This is a genomic window from Streptomyces sp. NPDC032721 (genome assembly GCF_055579625.1).
On sequence record NZ_JBVIMX010000001.1, the window covers coordinates 1,260,071 to 1,283,572 of the forward strand.

General features: G+C 73.4%; 19 protein-coding genes and 1 pseudogene. 5 read left to right on the top strand and 15 right to left on the bottom strand.

The annotated features are described in order from the left end of the window. Positions 1–26 precede the first annotated feature (26 nt). The 7 genes and pseudogenes from ACZ5PB_RS05460 to ACZ5PB_RS05490 form a co-directional block, all read right to left on the bottom strand. Positions 27–707: pseudogene (locus ACZ5PB_RS05460) on the bottom strand (ABC transporter ATP-binding protein); the annotation flags it as partial. Positions 708–845: 138 nt separating this feature from the next. Continuing rightward, positions 846–1,796, bottom strand: a complete 951-nt coding sequence (locus ACZ5PB_RS05465) for an ABC transporter ATP-binding protein (RefSeq protein WP_468687967.1) — start codon at positions 1,794–1,796, stop codon at positions 846–848. Continuing rightward, positions 1,793–4,648: an FtsX-like permease family protein gene (locus ACZ5PB_RS05470; protein WP_468687969.1), complete on the bottom strand. Its 2,856-nt coding sequence runs from the start codon at positions 4,646–4,648 to the stop codon at positions 1,793–1,795. Before ACZ5PB_RS05470 ends, ACZ5PB_RS05465 begins: the two co-directional genes overlap by 4 nt. Beyond that, positions 4,645–8,052 carry an ABC transporter permease gene (locus ACZ5PB_RS05475; RefSeq protein WP_468687971.1) on the bottom strand — a complete coding sequence of 1,136 codons (3,408 nt, stop codon included), beginning with the start codon at positions 8,050–8,052 and terminating at the stop codon, positions 4,645–4,647. The genes ACZ5PB_RS05470 and ACZ5PB_RS05475 overlap by 4 nt, the downstream gene beginning before the upstream one ends. A gap of 234 nt (positions 8,053–8,286) precedes the next feature. Then, a complete protein-coding gene (locus tag ACZ5PB_RS05480; RefSeq protein WP_468687972.1) occupies positions 8,287–9,051 on the bottom strand; it encodes a DUF3710 domain-containing protein in 765 nt (254 codons plus the stop codon). Position 9,052: 1 nt separating this feature from the next. Next, positions 9,053–9,613, bottom strand: coding sequence for a dUTP diphosphatase (dut, locus tag ACZ5PB_RS05485; protein ID WP_468687973.1), 561 nt, complete (start codon positions 9,611–9,613; stop codon positions 9,053–9,055). After that, positions 9,610–10,152: a PaaI family thioesterase gene (locus ACZ5PB_RS05490; RefSeq protein WP_468688292.1), complete on the bottom strand. Its 543-nt coding sequence runs from the start codon at positions 10,150–10,152 to the stop codon at positions 9,610–9,612. The genes dut and ACZ5PB_RS05490 overlap by 4 nt, the downstream gene beginning before the upstream one ends. A 193-nt stretch (positions 10,153–10,345) precedes the next feature. Here ACZ5PB_RS05490 and ACZ5PB_RS05495 point away from each other — a divergent pair, with 193 nt between their 5' ends. Beyond that, positions 10,346–10,813 carry a DUF3093 domain-containing protein gene (locus ACZ5PB_RS05495; protein ID WP_468687975.1) on the top strand — a complete coding sequence of 156 codons (468 nt, stop codon included), beginning with the start codon at positions 10,346–10,348 and terminating at the stop codon, positions 10,811–10,813. 45 nt (positions 10,814–10,858) lie between these two features. On the opposite strand, the gene ACZ5PB_RS05500 is transcribed toward ACZ5PB_RS05495, so the two are convergent. The 4 genes from ACZ5PB_RS05500 to ACZ5PB_RS05515 form a co-directional block, all read right to left on the bottom strand. Further along, complete coding sequence (locus ACZ5PB_RS05500; protein ID WP_468687976.1) at positions 10,859–11,851, bottom strand: hypothetical protein; 993 nt, start codon at positions 11,849–11,851, stop codon at positions 10,859–10,861. A 13-nt stretch (positions 11,852–11,864) separates the two neighbouring features. Further along, positions 11,865–12,161, bottom strand: a complete 297-nt coding sequence (locus ACZ5PB_RS05505; protein ID WP_185026814.1) for a DUF4193 domain-containing protein — start codon at positions 12,159–12,161, stop codon at positions 11,865–11,867. 411 nt (positions 12,162–12,572) lie between these two features. Further along, positions 12,573–13,814, bottom strand: a complete 1,242-nt coding sequence (locus tag ACZ5PB_RS05510) for a sensor histidine kinase (RefSeq protein ID WP_468687977.1) — start codon at positions 13,812–13,814, stop codon at positions 12,573–12,575. Between the two features lie 7 nt (positions 13,815–13,821). Beyond that, positions 13,822–14,475, bottom strand: a complete 654-nt coding sequence (locus ACZ5PB_RS05515) for a response regulator transcription factor (protein ID WP_362424780.1) — start codon at positions 14,473–14,475, stop codon at positions 13,822–13,824. A 348-nt stretch (positions 14,476–14,823) separates the two neighbouring features. Here ACZ5PB_RS05515 and ACZ5PB_RS05520 point away from each other — a divergent pair, with 348 nt between their 5' ends. Next, complete coding sequence (locus ACZ5PB_RS05520) at positions 14,824–14,997, top strand: hypothetical protein (RefSeq protein WP_468687978.1); 174 nt, start codon at positions 14,824–14,826, stop codon at positions 14,995–14,997. A 210-nt stretch (positions 14,998–15,207) separates the two neighbouring features. Here the strand turns inward: ACZ5PB_RS05520 and ACZ5PB_RS05525 are convergent, their stop codons facing one another. Together ACZ5PB_RS05525 and ACZ5PB_RS05530 are read right to left on the bottom strand one after the other, a co-directional pair. Further along, complete coding sequence (locus tag ACZ5PB_RS05525; protein WP_468687979.1) at positions 15,208–16,035, bottom strand: inositol monophosphatase family protein; 828 nt, start codon at positions 16,033–16,035, stop codon at positions 15,208–15,210. Positions 16,036–16,042: 7 nt separating this feature from the next. Further along, positions 16,043–17,200, bottom strand: a complete 1,158-nt coding sequence (locus ACZ5PB_RS05530; protein WP_468687981.1) for a ferrochelatase — start codon at positions 17,198–17,200, stop codon at positions 16,043–16,045. 170 nt (positions 17,201–17,370) lie between these two features. Here ACZ5PB_RS05530 and ACZ5PB_RS05535 point away from each other — a divergent pair, with 170 nt between their 5' ends. Together ACZ5PB_RS05535 and ACZ5PB_RS05540 are read left to right on the top strand one after the other, a co-directional pair. Beyond that, positions 17,371–18,624, top strand: coding sequence for an MFS transporter (locus tag ACZ5PB_RS05535; RefSeq protein WP_468687983.1), 1,254 nt, complete (start codon positions 17,371–17,373; stop codon positions 18,622–18,624). After that, the gene (locus ACZ5PB_RS05540) at positions 18,578–19,903 is read left to right on the top strand and encodes a D-arabinono-1,4-lactone oxidase (RefSeq protein WP_468687985.1); all 1,326 of its coding nucleotides are present in this window, start codon (positions 18,578–18,580) and stop codon (positions 19,901–19,903) included. The genes ACZ5PB_RS05535 and ACZ5PB_RS05540 overlap by 47 nt, the downstream gene beginning before the upstream one ends. Positions 19,904–20,040: 137 nt before the next feature. Here ACZ5PB_RS05540 and ACZ5PB_RS05545 read toward each other — a convergent pair whose 3' ends face one another. Beyond that, complete coding sequence (locus tag ACZ5PB_RS05545) at positions 20,041–20,937, bottom strand: hypothetical protein (protein ID WP_468687986.1); 897 nt, start codon at positions 20,935–20,937, stop codon at positions 20,041–20,043. Positions 20,938–21,465: 528 nt separating this feature from the next. On the opposite strand from ACZ5PB_RS05545, the gene sepH reads away from it, so the two are divergent. Beyond that, the gene (sepH, locus tag ACZ5PB_RS05550) at positions 21,466–22,569 is read left to right on the top strand and encodes a septation protein SepH (RefSeq protein ID WP_468687988.1); all 1,104 of its coding nucleotides are present in this window, start codon (positions 21,466–21,468) and stop codon (positions 22,567–22,569) included. A 66-nt stretch (positions 22,570–22,635) separates the two neighbouring features. On the opposite strand, the gene ACZ5PB_RS05555 is transcribed toward sepH, so the two are convergent. Continuing rightward, positions 22,636–23,463 carry a sulfurtransferase gene (locus tag ACZ5PB_RS05555; protein ID WP_468687990.1) on the bottom strand — a complete coding sequence of 276 codons (828 nt, stop codon included), beginning with the start codon at positions 23,461–23,463 and terminating at the stop codon, positions 22,636–22,638. Positions 23,464–23,502: the final 39 nt, after the last annotated feature.

Below are 23,502 nucleotides of genomic sequence, written 5' to 3' on the forward strand. Positions count from 1 at the left end.
GCGTCGGTGTCCGCTTCGGTGTCCGCGTCGACGATCCGGCCGTCCCGCAGCTCCAGCACCCGGTCCGCCAGCCCCAGCAGCTGTGCGTCGTGCGTGGCGACCAGGGCCGTCACGCCCTCGCTGCGCACCACCGCCCGCAGGAGCTCCATCACCGCGAGTCCCGTCTCCGCGTCCAGCTGTCCGGTGGGCTCGTCCGCGATCAGCAGGGCGGGCCGGTTGGCCAGGGCCCTGGCGATGGCCACCCGCTGCTGCTGTCCGCCGGACAGCTCCCCGGGCCGCTGCGTCGCGTGGTCCGCGAGCCCGACGAGGCCGAGCAGCAGGGCGACCCGCTCCTCGCGCTCCTTCGGGTCGGCCTTGCGCAGCCGCAGCGGCACCCCGACGTTCTCGGCGGCGCTGAGGATGGGTATCAGCCCGAAGGACTGGAAGACGAACCCGATCCGGTCCCGCCGCAGCTCCAGCAGCCCGTTCTCGTCGAGGCCGCCGATCGCGGTGCCGTCGACGGTGACGCTGCCGTCGTCCGGGCGGTCGAGCCCGCCGACCAGGTTGAGCAGGGTGGTCTTGCCCGAGCCGGACCGGCCCTTGAGCGCGACGAGTTCACCGCGCGGCACCTCGAAGGAGACCCCCCGCAGGGCGTGCACGGCGGCCGCTCCGCTGCCGAAGGAGCGGTGCAGGTCCCGCACCTCCACCATGGGCGCCTCCCCGGGCATCGTGGCGGTGCCCGCGCCCGAACTCGCCGCCGTACCCGTGCTGTCGGCCATTGTCCGCTCCCCCACTCGTACCCCTGTGCTGTCCCTGGGCCCAGTGTTGCCCATGGCTCCGACAACCGGCATCAGCCTGCGGGACGATCATCCGGTCCGGTCGTCCGCCCCGGCCCTGTCGGTGTCCGCCCACACCCCGACGTGGTCGCTCTCCGCGCTGAGCCGAACCCGGCCGCGCAGCCCGTACCGCTCGATGTGCTCGCGCGGCAGCTGGAGCCTGCCGACCCGGTCCAGTACGGCGAACTCCTCGCCACCCGGGTCGCCCGCGGCGCGCAGCGTCTCGGTGGCCGTGCGGCCGTCCCTGATCCGTACGGTGCGCCGGACCTGGTCGGAGACCAGCGGGTCGTGGGTCACCACCAGGACGGTCATGCCGAGTTCCTCGTTGGCGCGGCGCAGTGCGGCGAAGACCTCGGTGCCGCCGGCGGTGTCGAGTTCGCCGGTCGGCTCGTCGGCGAACAGCACGCGCGGGCTGTTCGCGCTCGCGACGGCGACCGCGACGCGCTGCTGCTCGCCGCCCGACATCTGCTGCGGCCTGCGGTGCCGGCAGTACCCGACGCCGAGGGCGTCCAGGAGCTCCCCCGCGCGCGTGGCCCGCTCGCGGCGCGGCACGCGCGCGTACTTCATCGGCAGCGTGACGTTCTCCAGGGCGGTCAGGTACGGCAGCAGGTTGCGGCCGGTCTGCTGCCAGACGAAGCCGACGGTGCGGCGGCGGTAGCCGAGGCGTTCGCCGCGCCCCATGGCCAGCAGGTCGTGTCCGGCGACCCTGGCCCGTCCCGCGGTCGGCAGGTCGAGGCCCGAGAGGATCGACAGGAGGGTGGACTTGCCGGATCCGGAGGCCCCGACCAGCGCCACGCACTCCCCCTCGTCGACCACCAGGTCGAGTCCCTGGAGAGCCTGCACCTCGACGTCCTCGGTGCGGTAGACGCGTACGACGTTGTCGCAGACGATCAGGCCCTCGTCGGCGACGGGCTCCCGGGCGGCCCGCACGCGCTCCTCCAGCGCGGCGAGCCCACTGTCCGTACCGCTCGTACCGGTCATCTCTGTTCTCCCAGTCGCAGTACGGCGCCCAGCCTGCGGCGCCGGGCCATGGCGGTCTCCACGGCGACGGCCGCGGCGACCAGCAGCAGGAATCCGGCGCCGAGTACGGCCGTCCCCCGGTAGTCCGCGCGCGGTTCGGGCACGTCCGGGCCCCCGGTGAAGCCACGCAGGTCGAGGGCGGGGCCGAGCAGGCCGGGCAGCAGCAGTCCCAGCGCGCTGCCGCCGATCGCGGCGGCCAGCACCAGGGGCAGCAGTTGCAGCAGGTGCAGGGCGCCGGTGGCCCGGTCGCCCAGGCCCATGGTCCGCAACCGGGCGGCGGTGCGCCCGCGTTCCGGCGCGGACAGCAGCAGATCGAGTACGAGCGCGAAGAGCGCCAGCAGCACAGTAAGTACGGTGCACAGCCGGTACGCCGTGGTCAGCGCCGCCACCACTCCGTCGTCGGCGACGGCGGCCCGTTCGTCGGCGAGGATGCGCAGCTTGCCGATGGCGGACGTGGCGGCGGCCCTGGGCACCAGTGCGCGCAGTGCGGCCCGGTCGATGTCCGGCCCGTACAGCAGCAGCGACGCCATCTTGACGGTGGACTCGCCCGGCTTCCCGGCCGGCACGTCCGGCTTGCCCAGCGCCGCCCTGTCCGTCAGCAGCACCGGCGCCCGGGACGTGTCGCGCACCGGCCCGATCGCGTCGTCCCTCGCCACGTCCGACGGCAGCGGGCCCACCACCTCGACGCGGACGTCGTTGCCGCGCACCCGGGCCGTGTAGACGCCGCCCTGTCGCAGCCCGGGTCCGGCGAGCACCGGTATGTCCGTACCGCCGCTCTTGGTACGGAGCCCGGCCAGCGCCCGTCCGACGGCCGAGCCCGGGGCCGCGGCGCGCAGTGCCGCGCCGTCCGCGGAGATCAGGTCGACGGAGCCGTGATTGGCTCCGCTACTGGCGTCCGTGAGCTCGGCGGTACGGAGTTCGAGAGTGGTGCGGTGCCGCACTCCGGCGGTCGCGGACAGCTTGCTCACGGTCCGCGCGTCCAGCCGCTCCGCGGTGTACGAGGCGTCCGCGCCCGCCAGTCTGCGCGCGGTGTCCAGCCGCCCCTCGGTGAGGGTCTGCGCGACGAGTCCGGCGAAGACGGCGGTGGCCAGGGTGGTGACCAGGACGAGCAGGGCCAGTACCCGGGACGGGGCGTCCTTCGCCGCCCGGGACAGCGCGACCATCGCCACCACGCCCCGCCCGCGCGCGGCCCAGCGGGCGGCGGCCCGTACTGGCGGCGGATAGCAGCGGGCCAGCACGATGACCGCGCAGACCCCGAGGAGGGCGGGTACGGCGGCCATCTGGAGGTCGGGCTCCGCCACCACTCCGCGCGCGTGCAGCGAGTACACCCCGGCCCCGGTGAGCAGCAGCAGCGTCGCCTCCACGGTGAGGCGGCGCAGCGCGGCGCTCCTGGCCCGCCGCACGCGGGTGCGCGCGGGCGCGTGCAGCGCGCCGTCGCGCAGCGCGTGCCAGGTGAGCACGGGCAGCACCAGCCAGACGCCGACGGCGACGCCCAGGGCGGTCCGGTTGTCGGGCGGTGCGCCGCCCCCGGGCCCGTACCACCGCGCGGTCAGCACCCCGAAGGCCCAGCCGAGCAGCACCACGGGTGCGGTCCGTACGGCGGCGGCGAAGGCCAGCCGGGTGGCGGAGGCGCCCCGGGCCCGCCGCAGCCGGTCGTCGGGCAGCCGCCGGCGCAGCGCGAGCAGGGCCGCGGCCACGCAGGCGGCCAGGCCCACGCAGTACAGCGAGACCGGCGCGAAGGCGATCATGACCCGCACCCGGGACCAGTCCTTGTCGAACTCGTCGAGGATCCGCAGGAGTTCGCCCGTGGTCACGAGGGTGGCCGCCCGGTGCGCCCCGACCGCGCAGCCGAAGCCGCCCGAGCCGTGGAGGAAGCTCCCGCAGAACTGGACCGGCGCGTTCTCGTCGAACTGCGAGACGCTCCGGCGCAGCAGCGAGCGGCCCTCGGGGGTGGCGAACGAAGTGGCGGACTCCGCGTCCAGGCGCAGCCGCATCCGCCAGATGGCGAGCATGTCAAGGTCGTTGTCCCACTGGAGCTGCTCGACGGCGGCGGCGCCGACGATCCCGGCCACCTGCCAGGTCCTGGCGGAACCGGCACCGGGCGCGGTCAGGGGCGTGGCGAGCACCGGCACCTCGCGCTGGAGGGCGGTGTCCTCGGGACGGAAGAAGCCGACCAGCACGCCCTTGCCCGCGGCCTGTCTGCTGTCGGGCGCGGGGATCAGGTCGAGCCGTTGCCCCAGGCGCAGCGAGAGCGCGTCGCGGGTGCGGGTGGAGACGGCGATCTCCAGTTCGGTGCGGGTGGCGGACGGGGGCCGTCCCTGTGCGTAGGCGCCGGGCTTCGGGGCGTCGTCGGCCAGGAACAGCTGGAACCGGCCCTCGCCGCCGGGGGTCCGGGCGGCGCCCGCGTTGATCTCGACCCGGGTGGAGGCGTGGACGACGTGCTGGGCGAGCGCCGGAGGGGCGGAGCCCTCGATGAGGTTCCCGGCCACTTCCAGGTCCCCGGCGAGCGCGCCGTCGAACGGGCCCTCGGTCTCCGTCGGCCCGAAGACGCTGCTGAACTGGATGGCCGGGGAGGCCTCCTGGGCCTGTTCGGTACGGTCGGCCAGCGCCTTCCCGGCGAGCCGGTCGACCACCGCCGGGCCCACCGCCGCGACCAGGGCGAGCAGCGCGGTCAGCACCGCGAGACAGCCCAGCAGCGGCGCCTCGGCCCCGGCCCGCCGCAGGGGCGCCGCGCGCAGCAGCTCCCGTACCCGCCCTGCCCGTACCCGCCCTTCCCCCACCTGCCCTGCCGCCGTGTTCTCCCCCGTACTCATCGGTCCTCCCCCGCTCGCAGCACCCGCGCCAGGTCCGTCCGCGCCAGGAAGCGTGCCGCCACGGTCACCACCACGCAGATCAGCGCGGTCGTCGCGGCGACGGTCAGCCCCACCCGCCCCCAGGGCACCTCGGTCACCAGCCACGGGAAGACCGGGCTGCCGTTCCCGTCCACGGTGACCAGCGGCATGATCACGGAGGCGAGCGCGGTGCCCAGGACGGTGCCGAGCAGGGCCGCCACGGCGGCGATGCACAGCTGCTCGGTCCACAGGTACGCGGCGAGCTGTCCGCGCCGCACCCCGAGCGCCCGCAGCAGGGCGAACTCGCGTTGCCGGGCGCGGGCGTTGAGCGCGGTGTGCAGGGTGAACGCCACCACCGCGAAGGCGGGCGCGAGGATCAGGCACAGAGTGAGCGCCCCGCGCGCGCCCTCCCTCAGCGGGTCGGCGGACAGCTCCCGCCGTACCTGTGCGACGTCCGTCGCGGTCCCGTACCCGTGCTGCTGTACGGCGGTCATCGCGGCGTCCGGTACGCCGCCGCGCACCGCCACCCACCAGGCCCGTTCGCGCTCGGGCGGCCGGCCGGAGGAGACGAGCCGGGCGGCGAGCGCGCGGGAGTCGGCCAGCAGGCGCGGCACGGCGCGGTCGGTGCCGGGCACCCCGGCGATCCGGCCGGTGATCCGCACGCGCAGCGGGCGCTCGCCGAGCAGGTTGACCACGACGGTGTCGCCCACCCCGGCCCGCGCCGTCTCCAGGAAGGGTCCGGTGGCCAGCACCGGCAGCGGCGGCAGTGCCCGGCCCTGCGGCCTCGGCACCCAGGCGGCCCGCCACTTGGGGAACTGGCCGGACACCTGCGGGCCCCGCACCACCCCGTCCAGCAGGCTCCCGGCACGCGGGGTGTCGGAGCACAGCACGGGTCCGGCGGGCATCACCCTGACGCCGCCGCCCCCTCCGCCCGCGCCCCCGGGCGGGGCGGGGCAGCCCGCCGCGTCGCGGGGGTCGCCCTTGCCGTACTCCGGGTCGTACCACGGGGGGTGGACGGCGAGTCCCGGCACCCGGTCGACGGTCAGCCGGTAGGTGCGCTGCACGGTCTCCCGCTCCATGCTCAGGCCGAGCTGGACGACACGTACCGGACGCTGCCGGTCCGGCCGGACGGGGAGCGGCAGCGAGACCGTCCGTGCCTGCCCCGCCCCGGACCTGTCGGGCATCAGCAGGATCTTGCCGGGGTGCGAGAGTCCGTCGGCGTCCTGGAGGACGACCGTCATGATCACCGGGGCGGGCGTCCCAGGCCCGTCGGCGGTCAGCCGCACCCGCACCGGCAGTCCGCCCTGCGGGCCGCTTCCGCCGGTCCCTGCCGGCACCGGGTCCAGGGCCGTTCCCTGGAGGGGGACGTCCTTGCCGAGCGGGGCGAGCAGTTCGCCGAGCGGCCGGTCGGCGAGGTCCTCGCGGAGCGTGGGCACCGGGCCTGTGGCGGTGTTGAGGGAGGTGATGCCCATCGGCTCCCGGCCGTAGGTGGCCGAGGTCTCGAAGACCGGCGAGGCCGCGTACGCCCCGGGCAGGGCGGAGTACTTCGCGTACCGCTGCCCCGACGGCACTCCGGAGGTGTGGTCGGGCACGATGCTCAGGTCGGAGCCGACCGCGAAGGCGGCCTGGTCGCGGTCGCCGCGCTCCAGCATGGCCAGCGAGGTGCTGCTGAGGGCGCCCACTGCCAGGGCGAGCGCCACCACCAGGGTGGGCCCCGCGTGCCCCGAGGCCCGGCGTCCCACCTGCCAGCCGCCGAGCGGCAGGACCAGCCCCCGGCCGCGCCGGGCGAGCGGTTCGGTGATCCGGGCGGCGAGCGGCAGCAGCCGCAGGGCGAGCAGGGCCGCCGCGCAGGTCATGGTGACAGGTGCGAGGACCAGGACGGGGTCGACCCCGCCGCCGTCGACGACGGGCGTACGGTACTGCCGCAGCTGGAGCCACCCCAGCACGGCGACCGCGGCGAGCACCAGATCGGTGCCCACCCGCTGCACCCCGGAGAAGCGGCCCAGCCTGCGCCGCAGCCGCATGGCGGCCTCCCGGTCCCCCGCTGCCCGCAGCGCGGGTGCCAGCATCGCCGCCCCGTGCACCAGCACGGCGAGCAGGGCGAGCGACCAGCCGAGCGGCAGCAGCGCCGATTCGGGTACGCCGCCGGGGACCAGCCCGGCCCCGGCGAGCCCGGTCAGCAGCGGGCCGGCCAGGAAGGGGGCGGCGAGTCCGGCGGGCACGGCGACGGCGATCCAGTGCGCGACGGCGGAACCGGCGATCCGGGGAGTGCCCGCGCCGCGCGCGGCGAGCAGGGCGAGTTCGGGGCGCCGGTGCTCGGCGAGCTGTCTGGCGGTGAGGACCAGGACGCCCGCGGCCAGCGCGGCGAGCAGGCTGGCGGGGACGTAGAGCCCGGCCCGGGAGACGGCGATCGGCGTCTCCAGCTGACTCAGCGCACCGGCCAGCGTGTCGTCGACCTTGAGCTGTACGTCCTTGGGCGGCGCGGTGCCGCCGAACACCGACAGGGCGGTGTCGCTGCCGACGAACCGGCGCAGCCGTTCGCCGAGCGGTTCCACGTCGCCGAGCCGGACGGCACCGGCCTCGGGCACCGCCAGCCACAGGTCCTTGGCGTGGTCCGCGAGCTGCGGCTCGGCGAGGAAGGAGGCGCGCGGGACGGCCACCAGCCGGTCCGGGGACCCGAAGGACCCGGTGACGCCGCGCCACAGGGCGGGGTTGCCCGCGCCGCTGTCGTAGGTGCCGGTCATCCGCGCCTGGACGCGCCGTCCTTCGGCGACGACCAGGGCGAAGTCTCCCCCGGGCCGCACTCCCAGCCGCACCGCGAGCCCCGCGGGCAACGCGCATTCCAGCCGGCCACCGGCCGCCCGGGCCGCCCCGGCCGCCTCGGGCCACCGTCCTTCGACCAGCCGCGCGTCCCCGGCCCCGCCGCCCGCGGCCGGGCCGCCGTCTCCTTCCACGGAGACCACCGCCACCGTGAGGTCGCGCCGCTCCCGGCCGCCCGGGTCGACCACGCCGAACTCGGACGCGAACGCCGAGGGCGCCCGCAGCGCCGCCCTGGTCCGGTGCCGGACGTCGCCGAAGGTCCGGTCCACCGCGGCCCGTACCGCCGCGTCCGTCCGCCGCTGGTCGGCCGTCGGCGCACCGCCGCCCGTCCTGGCGTGGTCGCCCAGCACCGTGAGCACCGCGCTCCGGTCGGTGGCGAGCCGCTGCCGCGCACCGCCCTCGACGGCCTGCTCGGTGAGGGCGGCCAGCGCGGCGAGCACGGTCGCGGCGAGCAGTACCGCGAGCGCCGCCGCGCACAGCACCAGGGCGTGGTGGCGCCCCCAGCGCACCAGGACGGGCGCGAGGACGGGCGCGCCCTTGCGCCCGGACCTGCGAAATCCACTCACGAACCGTTCCTCCCCCGAGCGGTCCGCCACAGTATGGGAGCCACTCCGAGCCCGGAGCAACGGCCCGGCGCGCACCAACTCCCGCCCACTGCAACGGAATTGGCCCCTCCGCACGCAGCGCACCACATGCAGCGCACCGCACCCGGCCCGCCGCACGCAGCACAACGGCCGGTGGCCCGCACCCCCGAAGGGGTGCGGGCCACCGGCCGCGTAACTACAGGCACCGAGAAGTGCTCAGCGCACCTCGGTGATCTCCGGGCCGCGCTGCAACTGCCCCATGCCGCCGGAGAAGCGGGACTCCGCCTGCTCCTCCTGCTGGACGCCCTCGGCGACCATCTGGGCGTCGTCGGGCAGCTTGAGGACGATCGGGTCGCGCGGCGCCATCGGCCCCTCGCCCCGTACGACCACGGTGTCCAGGAAGATCTGCTCCAGTACGCCCGCGGCCTCCGGCTGCACCGCGCCCTGGCCGGAGATCACTCCGCGCAGGAACCAGCGGGGCCCGTCCACGCCGACGAAACGCACCAGCTGCACACCGCTGTTGCCGTCCGGCAGCTGTACGGGGACCTGGGCGCGCAGCTCCCAGCCGAGCGGCCCCTCGACCTCGTCGATGACACCGCCCTGCGAGGTGATGCCGGTGGCGATCTCCTCGCGGACCTCGCCCCAGATGCCTTCCTTCTTCGGCGCCGCGAAGGCCTGCAGCTGGATGGCGCTGTCGCGCAGGACGACCGTGGCGGCGACGATCGCGTCTCCCGCGACCTCCACCCGCAGCTCCATGCCGTCGACACCGGGCACGAAGATGCCGCCCAGGTCGACCCGGTCCTGGCCGGGCTCGGAGACCTCGGAGACGTCCCAGGGTCCGTCGGGGCGCGGCGCCGGCGGCAGGTTCACCCTGCGCACCTCGCCGTCGCCGTCCTCGTCGGCCTGTACCTCGTCGGCGACCTGCTCGGTCACGCCCGCCTCGTCCTCGGCGGATTCGCTCTTCTTGCGACGTCCGAACACGTCACTGTCCTTCCCGGTCGATAACGACCGAAGCGTATGAGTTCCCACCCGTTGAGTCATCCGGGCCAACCGTCGCGCCGTTCACCGGAGCACCCTCGGGGCCGCCCACCGCGGCGTGGCCGCCGGTGGACCCGAAGCCCCCTTCGGCCCGTGCCGAGCCGGGAAGTTCCGCGACCTCGTGGAAGCGCACCTTCTCGACCTGCTGGACGACCAGTTGGGCAATCCGGTCGAAACGCTCGAACCGCACGCTCTCGCGCGGGTCCAGATTGACCACGATCACCTTGATCTCCCCACGGTACCCGGCGTCCACCGTTCCCGGGGCATTCACGAGGGCCAGACCACAGCGGGCGGCGAGACCCGATCGCGGGTGCACGAAGGCGGCGTATCCGTCGGGCAGCGCGAGGGAGACGCCGGTCGGCAGCACCGCCCGCTCGCCGGGGGCGAGCTCGCAGGCCTCGGTGGTGACCAGATCGGCCCCGGCGTCACCGGGGTGACCGTACGACGGCAGCGGTACGTCGGGGTCCACCCGGCGGATGAGTACGTCGACGGGGTTGCGGCTCATGGGTTCACCTCGAAGGCGCGGGCGCGCCTGGCCTGGTCGGGGTCGGCCATGGCTGCCCGGATCTCCTCCGGGCGGCCGTTGTCGATGAAGTGGTCGACCTTGACTTCGATGAAGAGGGCGTCCGCGCGGACCGCGACGGGCCCGTCCGGGCCGCCGATCCGTCCGGTCGCCGTGGAGTAGATCTTGCGTCCGTGCACGGCGGTGACCTCGGCGTCGAGGTGCAGCACGGTGCCCACGGGTACGGGACGTACGAAGTCGGTCTCCAGCCGCCCCGTCACCGCGATCACCCGCAGCAGCCAGTTCAGCGAGCCGAGCGTCTCGTCCAGTGCCGTCGCCAGTACGCCGCCGTGGGCGAGCCCGGGGGCTCCCTGGTGGGCCGCCTGGACGGTGAATTCGGCGCTGACGCGGACGCCCTCGCCGGCCCGTGCCTGGAGGTGCAGCCCGTGCGCCTGACCGTCGCCGCAGCCGAAACAGTGTTCGTAGTGCGCGCCGAGAAGCTCTCCCGGGGCCGGTGCGTCGGGGTGCCGGACGGGGGCTATGGCCTCGGCCGGGGGCGTCAGGGCCGTGGAGCCGGCCGTGCTTCCGGGGGTCGCCTCCCGGGGGTTCTCAGTACTCACAGGCGCAGACCTTACTGCGGTTTCCCCTACGGGGAAGATCCCGCCCGCCCCTGCAGGGCGAAGGCACCGCACCCGCATGGGACCGGGCGGGGCACACCGTGCCAAGCTGGACGGCATGCAGCCTTACGAAGAACGTCTGACCGCGCCCCGTTCCTGGTGGTTCATCGCCGTGCTGGTGGGGATCGCGTGCGGGCTGATCCTGCTGCCGGTCGGCCCGCTGCCGATGCTGGGCGGGGTGATCGGCGGGATCGCGCTGTCGGCCGTCGCCGTGAGTTCGTACGGCTCGGCCAGGATCAGGGTGGTGGCCGGTTCGCTGGTCGCGGGCGACGCCCGGATCCCGGTGTCCGCGCTGGGCGAGGCCGAGGTGCTGGATGCCGAGGAGGCCCGCGCCTGGCGGACCCACAAGGCCGATCCGCGCGCCTTCATGCTGCTGCGCTCGTACATCCCGACCGCGCTGCGGGTCCGCATCACGGACCCGGCGGACCCGACGCCGTACGCGTACCTCTCGACGCGGGACCCGCGGGCCCTGGCGGAGGCGCTGGCCGCGGTACGGGCGGAGGCGGGCAGGCCCGCCGCCGGATGAGCCCGCCCCGGACGCCCCGCCGCCGTACGGTCGGCCGCCGGGCCGTCAGCCGCCGAGCGCTCCGGGGCCGTCGCCGGTGGGGCCCTCCAGCTCCCTGAGCTCCTTGGCGTGGTCCAGCTCGGGCAGTCCCGGCAGTGCGTCCCAGGGGACCTGCCGGCTGCGCAGGTCGTCGCGGATGCGGTCGGCCAGTTTCCTGGTGTCGCGGCGGTTCATGACCGCGCCCACGGCGGCGCCGACCATGAACGGCATCAGGTTGGGCAGGTTGCGCACCATGCGCTTCATGATCTGCTGGCGCAGCTCGCGCTTCATCTGCCCGCCGAGGGCCACGTTGAGCGTGGTCGGCTTGGAGATGTCGATGCCGCGCTCCTCGGCCCAGGAGCCGAGGTAGGCGACGGTGCGCTGCTTGAGGTTGCCCGGCGGGCGCTGCCCGTAGACCTCGTGCAGCTCCGCGATGAGCTTGAGCTCGATCGCGGCGACGCCGGTGATCTCGGTGGCCAGCTCGGCCGGCATGGCCATCGGTACGGGCAGCATGGCCGCCGCCCCGATGCCCGCGCCCACGGTGGACGTGCCGTTGGCGGCACCCGCGATCAGCTTGTCCGCCAGCTGGTCGGGGGTGAGCCCGGGGAACTGCCGGCGCAGGGTCGCCAGGTCCCGTACGGGAACGCGCGGGGCGTTCTCGATGATCCGGTCGGCGAGGTAACCGATGCCCGCCTTCGCACTCTCGGTGCTCTTGCGGACGCCCTGCCTGAGGGCCGCCAGACGCCGGGTCCCGGTCACGGACCCCTTCGATGCGCCGAGCCGGGCCACGAGGCCCCGCCCGCCGTCATGTGCGCCGGCGGCGTCACTCAGTTCGCCGTCCGCCCGCCTCGCGAGGGTTCCGGGGGAATCCTCGGAACCGGTGGGCGAAGTGGACGGCAGGAGGGCGGCGGACTCGTCGGGCGCCTGTGTGGCGTCTGCCGAACCCGTACCGCCCTGTGGTGCCTCCGACGCCTTCTTGCGCCGGAAGGGCCGCTTCCTGAACGGTGTCGCGCCAGTCACGGCCGACCCCGTCCTAGTCGCAGTCGCGGCAGATCGGCTGGCCGTTCTTCTCGCGGGCCAGCTGGCTGCGGTGGTGGACCAGGAAGCAGCTCATGCAGGTGAACTCGTCGGCCTGACGGGGCAGCACGCGGACGGACAGTTCCTCGTTGGAAAGGTCCGCGCCGGGCAGCTCCAGGCCTTCAGCCTGCTCGAACTCATCGACGTCGACGGTGGTGTTGGACTTGTCGTTCCGCCGTGCCTTGAGTTCTTCGATGCTGTCCTCGTTGAGGTCGTCATCGGTCTTACGTGGGGTGTCGTAATCCGTTGCCATGTCGCTCTCCCCCTCTGGGTGGTTGCGGTGTCTCCAGCGCAGTAACGCGTGAGAGGCCGGACTTGTGCCCGACCTGAGGCGGAGATTTTGCCTCACATCAAGGTCTGTTACTCAATCGACACCTCAGACGCACTCCGAGGAGTGATCGTCTTGGATGGCGATCGGGACCGTACACGGTCCGTATGTCGCACTGCCCGAGCGCCACCCCGTGTACTTCCCGTGATGCCACCCCCCGGAAACCCGGACTTTTCCCGGTTTTGCGGTGGGTTGATGATCACGGAGAGTAGGTGGCCGGAAAGTGCGGCTTGTGATCGATCACACACGGAACTCCAGGGTTTCCGCCCCCGGAATTCCGCTTAAAGCGAACACATCGGCGACTTCACCGAGGTGTCCTTTTGTACTTTCCGTACCTCACACCGGCAGCGTGACGCGCATGACGAGACCGCCGCCCTCGCGAGGCTCCGCGATGATACGGCCTCCATGGGCCCTCGCGACGCTGCGTGCGATGGACAGCCCCAGGCCTACGCCCTTGTCACTGCCCGTTCGCTCGGTACGCAGCCTCCTGAACGGCTCGAAGAGGTTGTCGATCTCGTACGCGGGAACCACGGGACCCGTGTTCGAAACCACCAGTACCGCCTGACCCTGCTCCACCTTGGTGGTCACCTCCACCCAGCCAGTGTCCGGCACGTTGTACCGGACCGCGTTCTGAACGAGGTTCAGCGCGATCCGTTCCAGCAGGACGCCGTTGCCCTGGACCACCGCGGCCGACTGCTCGCCGCGGAGCTCCACGCCCTTGTCCTGTGCCTCGCCCCGGGTCTGGTCGAGGGCGCGGGTGGCGACCTCGGCCAGGTCCACGGGCTTGCGCTCGACGATCTGGTTGTCGCTGCGGGCGAGCAGCAGCAGGCCCTCCACCAGCTGTTCGCTGCGCTCGTTGGTGGCCAGCAGCGTCTTGCCGAGCTGCTGGAGCTCCACCGGGGCGCCGGGGTCCGAGAGGTGGACCTCCAGCAGGGTCCGGTTGATCGCGAGCGGTGTGCGCAGCTCGTGGGAGGCGTTGGCGACGAAGCGCTGCTGGGCGGTGAAGGCGCGCTCCAGCCGGTCCAGCATGTCGTCGAAGGTGTCGGCGAGCTCCTTCAGCTCGTCGTCGGGGCCGTCCATCTCGATGCGCCGGGACAGGTCCGTACCGGCCACCCTGCGGGCGGCGCGGGTGATCCGGCCGAGCGGTGAGAGCACCCGGCCCGCCATCGCGTACCCGAAGGCGAAGGCGATGACGCTGAGGCCGACCAGGGCCAGCAGGGAGCGGTTGAGGAGGTCGTTGAGCGCCTGCTGGCGGGTCTCGCTGAGGCAGGAGCGCAGGACCGCGTTGAGTTCCTCGTTGTCCCGGGCGCCGGCCAGGTCGGGGCAGGCCAGGCTGGAGAGGTGGACCTGCTGGCCGACCACCTTGAAGTCGAGCTGCTGGGCGTCCCGCAGGGCCTGTGCGGTCAGCAGGTAGATGATCGACAGCAGCAGGATGCCCGCGATCAGGAACATGCCGCCGTAGAGCAGCGTGAGCCGTATCCGGATCGTCGAGCGGATCCACGGGAAGGCGGGTTCGCTCTGGCGCGGGTCCCAGGAGGGTTTGGGTGGTGCGGCCGGTGGGGCCGGGGCCGATTTCACCGCGGCCTCAGATCCGGTAGCCGGAGCCGGGCACCGTGACGATGACCGGCGGCTCGCCCAGCTTGCGGCGCAGCGTCATCACGGTCACCCGTACGACGTTGGTGAACGGGTCGGTGTTCTCGTCCCAGGCCTTCTCCAGGAGCTGCTCGGCGGAGACCACGGCGCCCTCGCTGCGCATGAGCACCTCCAGCACCGCGAACTCCTTCGGCGCCAGCTGGATCTCCCGGCCCTCGCGGAACACCTCGCGCCGGTTGGGGTCCAGCTTGATGCCGGAGCGCTCCAGTACGGGAGGGAGCGCGACGGTGGTACGACGCCCCAGTGCGCGCACCCGGGCGGTGAGCTCGGTGAAGGCGAAGGGCTTGGGGAGGTAGTCGTCCGCCCCGATCTCCAGGCCCTCCACGCGGTCGCTGACGTCGCCGGAGGCGGTCAGCATCAGGACGCGGGTGGGCATGCCCAGCTCGACGATCTTGCGGCAGACGTCGTCGCCGTGCACGAGCGGGAGGTCGCGGTCCAGGACGACCACGTCGTAGTCGTTGACCCCGATCCGCTCCAGGGCGGCGGCGCCGTCGTACACGACGTCGACGGCCATGGCCTCCCGGCGCAGTCCGGTGGCCACCGCATCGGCGAGCAGCTGCTCGTCCTCGACGACGAGTACGCGCACGTCGGTTCCTTCCTCTGGCTGCCGTGGGGCAGTGATGGTGCGAAGTTGTCGGCGCAGGGGTTTCCTGCGTGCACCATCCTGCCCGTTTCAGCCGTAAACCGGCTGTAAGACGGCCTGTGGGAGCCCTGCGGGCCCGGCCCGGGCGGCCCTGTGGAGGCCGGACTTCCATGATTCTCGGGGCAGTTGAGGTTTCCCTGAGGTGCGGCATGGGGAGGACGACAGAACACCCGCGATCACGCCCTGTATGTGGCACGCCACAGCCCGCTCTGTCCCCCAGAGGGAAGGTGCGCGTGATCGAAACACCCTCGGCACACCCCCGTGCCACCGACCCATGACGAGGGGGCGCACATGGACGCTTTCACCACCAGTCTCCTGAGCCGCATAAAGGATGCCCAGTCGGACCTGTCCAGGGCCCGTGAGGCAGGCGACGACTTCCTTGTGGACGTCGAACAGGAAGAACTCAACGACTTGCACCGGCTGGCCGCGGAACACGGCGTACAGATCGACGTGGCCGCCGCCTGACCACCCAGCCCGACCGAAGGCCCGCCCCCTTGCCGGAGCGGGCCTTCGTCCTGCCCACCGGGGCGGAGGTGGCACGGCCCAAAGGGTTCGGCTCCGCCGGGGGCCGCCCCCTTGCCCGCCCGTCCCGCCCCCGGGGCGGCCCCGCCGCCCAAGGGAGCGGGGGCGTACAAGGGGGCGGGGCGTGCAGGTGGATTCGGCGGCCCGGAGGGGTCAGTCGTGCCAGGCGCCCAGGGATTCCAGGAGGGATTGGAGGGGGGCGAAGATGCCGGGGGGTGCGGCGATCGTCAGGTCGGTGGAGAGCTGGTGGCCCGGGCGGCCGCCCGTCAGGGCGCCCGCTTCGCGGGCGATGAGGTCGCCCGCCGCGTAGTCCCAGGGGTTGAGGCCCCGCTCGTAGTAGCCGTCCAGCCGGCCGCAGGCCACGTCGCAGAGGTCGATGGCCGCTGAGCCGCCGCGCCGGATGTCCCGGAAGCCGGGGATGAGCTGTCCGGCGATGGCCGCCTGCCGGGCCCGCCGCTCGGCGAGGTAGCCGAAGCCGGTGCCGATCAGTGCCTGCTCCAGCGGTGGTGCGGGCTGCCGGACCGCCAGCCTGCGTGCGGTGCCTTCGGGGCCGTCGCAGAAGGCGCCGCGCCCCAGCACCGCCCGGTACGTCTCCCGCCGGAGCGGCGCCTCGACGACGCCGACCAGGGTCTCGCCCCGGTACTCGGCGGCGACGGAGACCGCCCAGGAGGGCAGTCCGTAGAGGTAGTTCACGGTGCCGTCGAGCGGGTCGACGACCCAGCGGACGCCGCTGGACCCCTCGGTGTCGGCGCCCTCCTCGCCCAGGACGCCGTCGTCGGGGCGCCGCTCGGCGAGGAGCCCGGTGATCAGCTTCTCGGCGGCGATGTCCATCTCGGTGACGACGTCGACGGAGCTGGACTTGGTGGCGGCCACCCCGAGGTCGTCGGGCCGCCCGTCCCGCAGCAGCTCACCGGCCCGGCGGGCGGCCTCCAGCGCGACCGCGAGGAGCTCGGACTTCAGGTCTTCCAGGGCGTCGCTCACTGCTCTCCTAGGCGTACGGGCTGTCGGCGCCCGCGGCGGCGGGCTTCGGGGTCCGGGAGGGGCAGCAGCCGACCGGGCAGACGTCGTGGCCGGGTCCCAGTGCGCCCAGCGCGCAGGGGAACACGGTGCGGCCGCGCTCCCGTCCGGCCCGCTCCACCAGCAGGTCCCGTACCGCGGCGGCGAACCTCGGGTCCGCGCCCACGGTCGCCGACCTGGCGACCGGCAGCCCCAGCTCGGCGGCCTTGGCGGTGGCCTCGGTGTCCAGGTCGTACAGCACCTCCATGTGGTCGGAGACGAAGCCGATCGGGACCATGACGACGGCCGGGGCGCCCGCCCCGTGCAGCGACTCCAGGTGGTCGCAGATGTCCGGCTCCAGCCACGGGATGTGCGGGGCGCCGGAGCGCGACTGGTAGACCAGCTCCCAGGGGCGGTCGTCGACGCCGGTCTCCTTGCGCACCTCGTCGGCGATCAGCCGGGCGACCTCCAGGTGCTGGGCGACGTACGCCCCGCCCTCGCCGTGGCTCTCGACGGGGCCCGAGGTGTCGGCGGCGGCGGTCGGGATGGAGTGGGTGGTGAAGGCGAGGTGCGCGCCCGCACGGACCGCCTCGGGGAGTTGCGCCAGGGACTTCAGGACGCCCTCCGCCATCGGGCGTACGAAGCCGGGATGGTTGAAGTAGTGCCTCAGCTTGTCGACCCTCGGCGGACGCAGTCCCTCCGCCTCCAGGGCGGCGATCGACTCGGCGAGGTTCTCCCGGTACTGCCGGCAGCCCGAGTACGAGGCGTACGCGCTGGTCGCCAGGACCGCGATACGGCGGTGGCCGTCGCGGGTGATCTCCCGCAGGGTGTCGGTCAGGTACGGGGCCCAGTTGCGGTTGCCCCAGTAGACCGGGAGGCCGCCGAGGCCGTGCGCGGCGAAGTCCTCGCGCAGGGCGTCCAGGAGCCGGCGGTTCTGCTCGTTGATGGGACTGATCCCGTCGAACAGGAAGTAGTGCTGCCCCACCTCCTTCAGCCGCTCCTCGGGGATGCCCCGGCCGTGCGTCACGTTCCGCAGGAACGGAACCACGTCGTCGGGACCCTCTGGGCCGCCGAAGGACAGCAGCAGCAGGGCGTCGTACGGAGCCGCGTCGGGCGCGTGGTCGGGGACTGCATCGAGCTGATCAGGCATGTACTCGATCCTGCCACCCGCCCCCGGCGAACCGGCCCCCGGCACCCCCGCCCGGGCCCGGCGGAAATCACACTCCCGGCCCGCCGGTTCCGCACGTAACATGTACGAACCATTTACACGTGTTATTGGCGCCGGACCCCCATGTGCGCGCCTGATCGGCGGAACCACAGTTGTCCAGTCCCTACCGCGCCATATTCGCCGCCCCCGGCACCAAGGCGTTCTCCGCGGCCGGCCTGCTCGGCCGGATGCCCCTGTCGATGATGGGCATCGGCATCGTCACCATGATCTCCCAGCTCACCGGCCGGTACGGGCTGGCGGGCGCGCTCTCCGCGACCCTCGCGATGTCGGCGGCGGTCTTCGGCCCCCAGATATCCCGGCTGGTCGACCGGCACGGGCAGAGCCGGGTGCTGCGCCCGGCCACCCTCGTCTCCGCCGTCGCCGTCGCGGGTCTGCTGGTCTGTGCCCAGCAGGGCGCCCCCGACTGGACGCTCTTCGTGTTCGCGGCGGGCGCGGGCACGGTGCCCAGCGTCGGGTCGATGGTCCGGGCCCGCTGGGCCGCGATCTACCGGGGATCCCCCCGCGAACTGCACACGGCGTACTCGTGGGAGTCGATCGCCGACGAGGTGTGCTTCATCTTCGGCCCGATCGTCTCCATCGGTCTGTCCACCGCCTGGTTCCCCGAGGCGGGCCCGCTGATCGCGGGCGGCTTCCTGCTCGTCGGCGTCTTCTGGCTGACCACTCAGAAGGCCACCGAACCGGTCCCGCACCCGCGTCAGGAGGGCGGCGGCAGCTCGGCGCTGAGGTCCGGCGGGCTCCAGGTGCTGGTGGCCACCTTCGTCGCCACCGGCGCCATCTTCGGCTCGGTCGACGTGGTGACCGTGGCCTTCGCCGAGGAGCAGGGCCACAAGGCGATGGCGAGCCTGGTGCTGGCGGCGTACGCGCTGGGCTCCTGCCTGGCGGGAGCGGTGTTCGGACTGCTGCACCTCAAGGGGGCGCCCACGAAGCGGTGGCTGCTGGGCGTCTGTGCGATGGCCGTGAGTATGATCCCCCTCCAACTGGCCGGGAACCTTCCGTTTCTGGCCGTGGCGCTCTTTGTCGCGGGCCTCTCCGTCGCACCGACGATGGTGACCACGATGGCTCTCGTCGAACAGCACGTACCCCGCGCCAAACTGACCGAGGGCATGACCTGGACCAGCACCGGGCTCGCCGTCGGCATCTCGATCGGCTCCTCCGCCGCAGGCTGGGCGGTCGACGGGATGGGGGCCGACGCGGCGTACGTGGTGCCCGTCCTGTCGGGAGCCGTCGCGGTCGCGGTGGCGTTCCTGGGGTACCGCCGGCTGGGCAGGCCGGCACCGACTCGGGGAGGGCACGACGCCGATGAGCGACAGCACGAAAACGGGCATCACCCAACCAAAATGGCATAACTGGGCCGGCAACGTCACCGCCCGCCCCGCCCGGGCGGTGAGCCCCTCGTCCGTCGAGGAACTGGCCGAGACCGTACGGACCGCCGCGGCCGACGGCCTGAAGCTCAAGCCCGTCGGCACCGGCCACTCCTTCACCGCCATCGCCGCCACCGACGGCACGCACATCCGCCCCGACCTCCTCACCGGCATCCGCGGGATCGACCGCGAGGCGGGCACGGTCACCGTGGAGGCGGGCACTCCGCTCAAGCGCCTCAACGTCGCCCTGGCCCGCGAGGGCCTGTCACTGACCAACATGGGCGACATCATGGAGCAGACGGTGGCCGGCGCCACCAGCACCGGCACGCACGGCACCGGCCGCACCTCGGCCTCGCTCGCCGCGCAGATCAAGGCACTTGAGCTGATCACCGCGGACGGCCGGATCCTCACCTGCTCGGAGAAGGAGAACCCGGAGGTCTTCGCCGCCGCCCGGATCGGCCTCGGCGCGCTCGGCATCATCACCGCGATCACCTTCGCGGTGGAGCCGATCTTCTTCCTGACCGCCCGCGAGGAGCCGATGGCCTTCGGCAGGGTCATGACGGACTTCCGGGAACTCGTCGCCGAGAACGAGCACTTCGAGTTCTACTGGTTCCCGCACACCGACAACTGCAACACCAAGCGCAACAACCGCAGCCTGGGCCCCGCCGCCCCGCCCGGCAGGATCGCCGGCTGGGTCGAGGACGAGCTGATGTCCAACGGGCTCTTCCAGGTGGTCAATTCACTGGGCCGGGCCGTGCCGCGCACCATCCCCGCCATCGCCCAGGTGGCCAGCCGCGCCCTGTCGGCCCGCACCTACACCGACATTCCGTACAAGGTCTACACGAGCCCGCGCCGGGTGCGCTTCGTGGAGATGGAGTACGCGATCCCGCGCGAGGCCACCGTCGACGCGCTGCGCGAGGTCCGCGCGATGATCGAGGCCTCGCCGCTGAAGATCAGCTTCCCGGTGGAGGTGCGGACCGCCCCGGCGGACGACATCCCGCTCTCCACCGCGTCGGGCCGGGACGTCACGTACATCGCGGTCCACATGTACAAGGGCACGCCGTTCCAGGGGTACTTCACCGCCGTCGAGCGCATCATGACCGCGCACGGGGGCCGTCCGCACTGGGGCAAGATGCACACCCGCGACGCGGAGTACCTGGCGGCCGCCTACCCCCGCTTCGGGGAGTTCACGGCGCTGCGCGACCGGCTCGACCCGGACCGGCTGTTCGGCAACGACTACCTGCGCAGGGTGCTGGGCGACTGACCGCGCACCGGCCGGACCCGCGACCGGCCGCTCGCCGCCCGGACGTGCGACGAGGGGCCCTGCGGGCCGTCCGGCGGGCTTTCCCCGGGTACGGGGAGTCCTGGGCGGCCGCGGGGCCCCTCGTGCGTGACGAGGCGTTACGGGGCAGTCGTGCCCGCGTTCGGCGGCGGGGCCTGCTGGAGTCCCTCGGCGGTCCTGCCGTCGTCGCCGCCCTGGGCGCCGCCGTCCCGTGTGGGCTGCGGGGTCGGGGGCGGGGTGGGCTTGCCGCTGTCGCCGGTTCCGCCGCCCTGGTCGGCGCCCGTGTCGCCCTCCGTCGTACCGCCGTCGGACTTGCCCGGGTCGGGGGTGCGGGTGGGGCCGGGGTCCGGTGTCTGCTTGCCGCCGCCCGTGCCGGTCCCCGGGTCGGGGCTCTGCTTGCCGGTGCCGGGGCCGGGGGTGCGGCTGTTGCCGGAGGTGTCGCCGCTGGGCGTGCCGGCCGGCTGCTCGTCGGCGGGCGGGTCCTTCTTCTTGTCGCCGCCGCGCACGAAGTTGCCGATGCTGGTGCCCTGGCCGCCGCTGAGGTCCGACTGCGAGACCAGTTCGTACGTGGTGATCCCGCCCATCGCCACCGCGAACACCACCGCGGCGCCGATCGCGGAGCGCTTCCAGCCGCGCATCCGGCTGCCGTGCACGGTCGCCTCGGTGAACTCGCCCTCCCCCGGCAGCTGCCCGGCCGCCAGGTCGGTGGGCACGTCGACGGTCCGCAGCACCCGCGTCTCGTTGTCGACGTGGGGCTGGTTCCCCTTCGGCCTGGCGTGGACCGTGACTTCGCGGAGCTGTTCGCCGGTGCGCTTGAAGAAGTGCTGGAAAATCGTTCCGCCGCTGGTGGCGACCACGCTCACGACGCCGGCGCCGATGACCGTTCCGTACACGCCCAGCTGGGAGGCCAGGACGGCCGCGATCACGGCGGCCACGGCGCTGCCCGCGACCTGGGCCACGCTCAGATCGATGCGGCGCTTCGTCGTTTCTTCACCGGTATCCAGCTTCTTGTCCATCTCCAGCCCCTGATTGCCTATCTGTTCCCGCTTGCTACAGAAGAGACATTTGGGAGGAGCGAAAAGTTCCGCTTCTGATCTTTCTGTGAATCAGGACACCCGGCGGCGTCGCGGGCCACCCGGCGGGGCAGGAGGGGCCTCATGAAGTTGACTCCCCGGAGACGCGACAACTCCCGTTCCCGGGGAGAACTTCGATGGCGCGCCGGTCCACCCATGTGGCCCGAATGGAGTACTGTGGCGAGCCCTGGATCCGGTCTCCCCCATGGGCGTCCGGACCCTTCGGGAGGGGGCCGAACGGCACTCGCACCGGCGGCGCCGTGGCATTAACGGGTACCTGCTACACAGGGTGACCACTGGTCACTTTGCGTCGACAACAGGTCACCGTGCCATAACGGCGAACCAGGGCGCAACGCCCGACACGCCGGGCAACACGGCAAGGTAGTGGCAGGCTGCACCCGGGCAGGCCACACTCGACTAGCGGAAGCAGCGACGCACGTGACGTCGGCAGGCACCACCCGGGAGGTCCCCATGCCCGAACTGCGTGTCGTGGCCGTCAGCAACGACGGCACACGGCTGGTTTTGAAGGCTGCGGACAGCACGGAGTACACGCTTCCGATCGACGAGCGACTGCGTGCCGCCGTCCGCAACGACCGCGCCAGACTCGGCCAGATCGAGATCGAGGTGGAGAGCCACCTCCGCCCTCGCGACATCCAGGCGCGGATACGAGCAGGAGCCTCGGCCGAAGAGGTCGCCCAGATGGCCGGGATCCCGGTCGACCGGGTGCGCCGCTTCGAGGGCCCCGTGCTCGCCGAGCGCGCCTTCATGGCCGAGCGCGCCCGGAAGACCCCCGTCCGCCGCCCCGGCGAGAACGCCGGACCCCAGCTGGGCGAGGCGGTGCAGGAGCGGCTGCTGCTGCGCGGCGCCGACAAGGAGACCGTTCTCTGGGACTCCTGGCGCCGCGACGACGGCACCTGGGAGGTCCTCCTCGTCTACCGGGTCGCGGGTGAGCCGCACTCGGCGAGCTGGACGTACGACCCGCCGCGCCGGCTGGTCGCGGCCGTGGACGACGAGGCGCGCTCGCTGATCGGCGAGAGCGACGACCTCCCCGCGGCGCCGGAGCCCAGCTTCCCGTTCGTGCCCCGGATCGCGCGGCTGCCGCGTGACCGGCCGCTGGACCGGGCCCTGGACCGTTCGCTGGAGCGGCCACTGGACCGCGCCCTCGACCGGCAGCTGGAGCGGCCGGTCGAGCGGCCCGCGCCGCCGCCCGCGATGGAGGCGGACGACGGTGGCGGCGAGCGCGATTCGCTGACCAGCCTGCTGGAGGCGGTGCCCAGTTTCCGGGGCGACATGGTGGTGCCGGAGCGTCCTGCTCCGCCCGCACCGCCGGAGCCCCCTGCGGCGATCGACGTGGACGAGCAGAACTCCGTGCCCGAGGAGCCGCCCGCGGCGGCCGGTGCGGGGTCGGCCTACGCGGACGTACTGATGCCGCGCGCCGTGGCCGGTCACCGGGACCGGCTGGTCGGTACGACGGACCGGCAGGCGGAGGCGGACGGAGTGCGTCCGGGCCGCCGGGCCGCCGTGCCCAGCTGGGACGAGATCGTCTTCGGTACGCGCAGGAAGAAGCAGGAGTAGACGCTCCCGCGACATGTGATGAGGGGCCCGTACGCCTGGCGTACGGGCCCCTCGTCGTCACCATGGCTACTGCGGGTCGGGTCCGGTGGCCACCGGGCGGGACTCGTCCGAGGACCACTGGGACCACGAGCCCGCGTACAGCGCTGCCGGGATCCCCGCGATCTCCAGGGCGAGCACCTGGTGGGCGCCGGAGACGCCGGAGCCGCAGTACACGCCGACGGCGGGGGCGTCCGCCGCGCCCAGGGCGGCGAACCGGGCGGCCAGCTCCGGGGCGGACCTGAAGCGGCCGTCGGCGGCGGCGTTCTCGCTGGTCGGGGCGGATACGGCGCCGGGGATGTGGCCGCCGACCCGGTCGATGGGCTCGACGTCGCCCCGGTAGCGTTCGGCGGCGCGGGCGTCCAGCAGCAGGCCCTCGCGCGCGAGTGCGGCGGCCCCGTCCGCGTCCAGCAGTCCCGTACCGCCGGGAACTGGCCGGAAATCGCCTTCCTTCGGAGACGGTACGTCGCTCGTCAGGTCGCCCTCCCAGGCGGCGAGGCCGCCGTCGAGGACGCGGACGTCGCCGTGTCCGGTCCAGCGCAGCAGCCACCAGGCGCGGGCCGCGGCCCAGCCGAGCCCGCCGTCGTACACGACCACGGGGGTGTCCGCCGAGACTCCGGCGCGGCGCATCACGGCGCCGAAGGCCGCCGGGTCCGGCAGCGGGTGCCGGCCGCCCGCACCCGGCGGACCTGCGAGTTCCGCGTCGAGGTCGACGAAGACCGCGCCGGGCAGGTGCCCGGCCTCGTACTCGGGACGGAGGTCCGGGCCGCCGAGCTGCCAGCGGACGTCGAGGAGGACGGGCGGCCGGGGACCTGCCGACTCGCAGGCGAGTTCACTCGCGGAGATGATGGGATCCATGCGTGCCATCCTCGCGCAGCGCCCGGCCCGCCCCTGTCG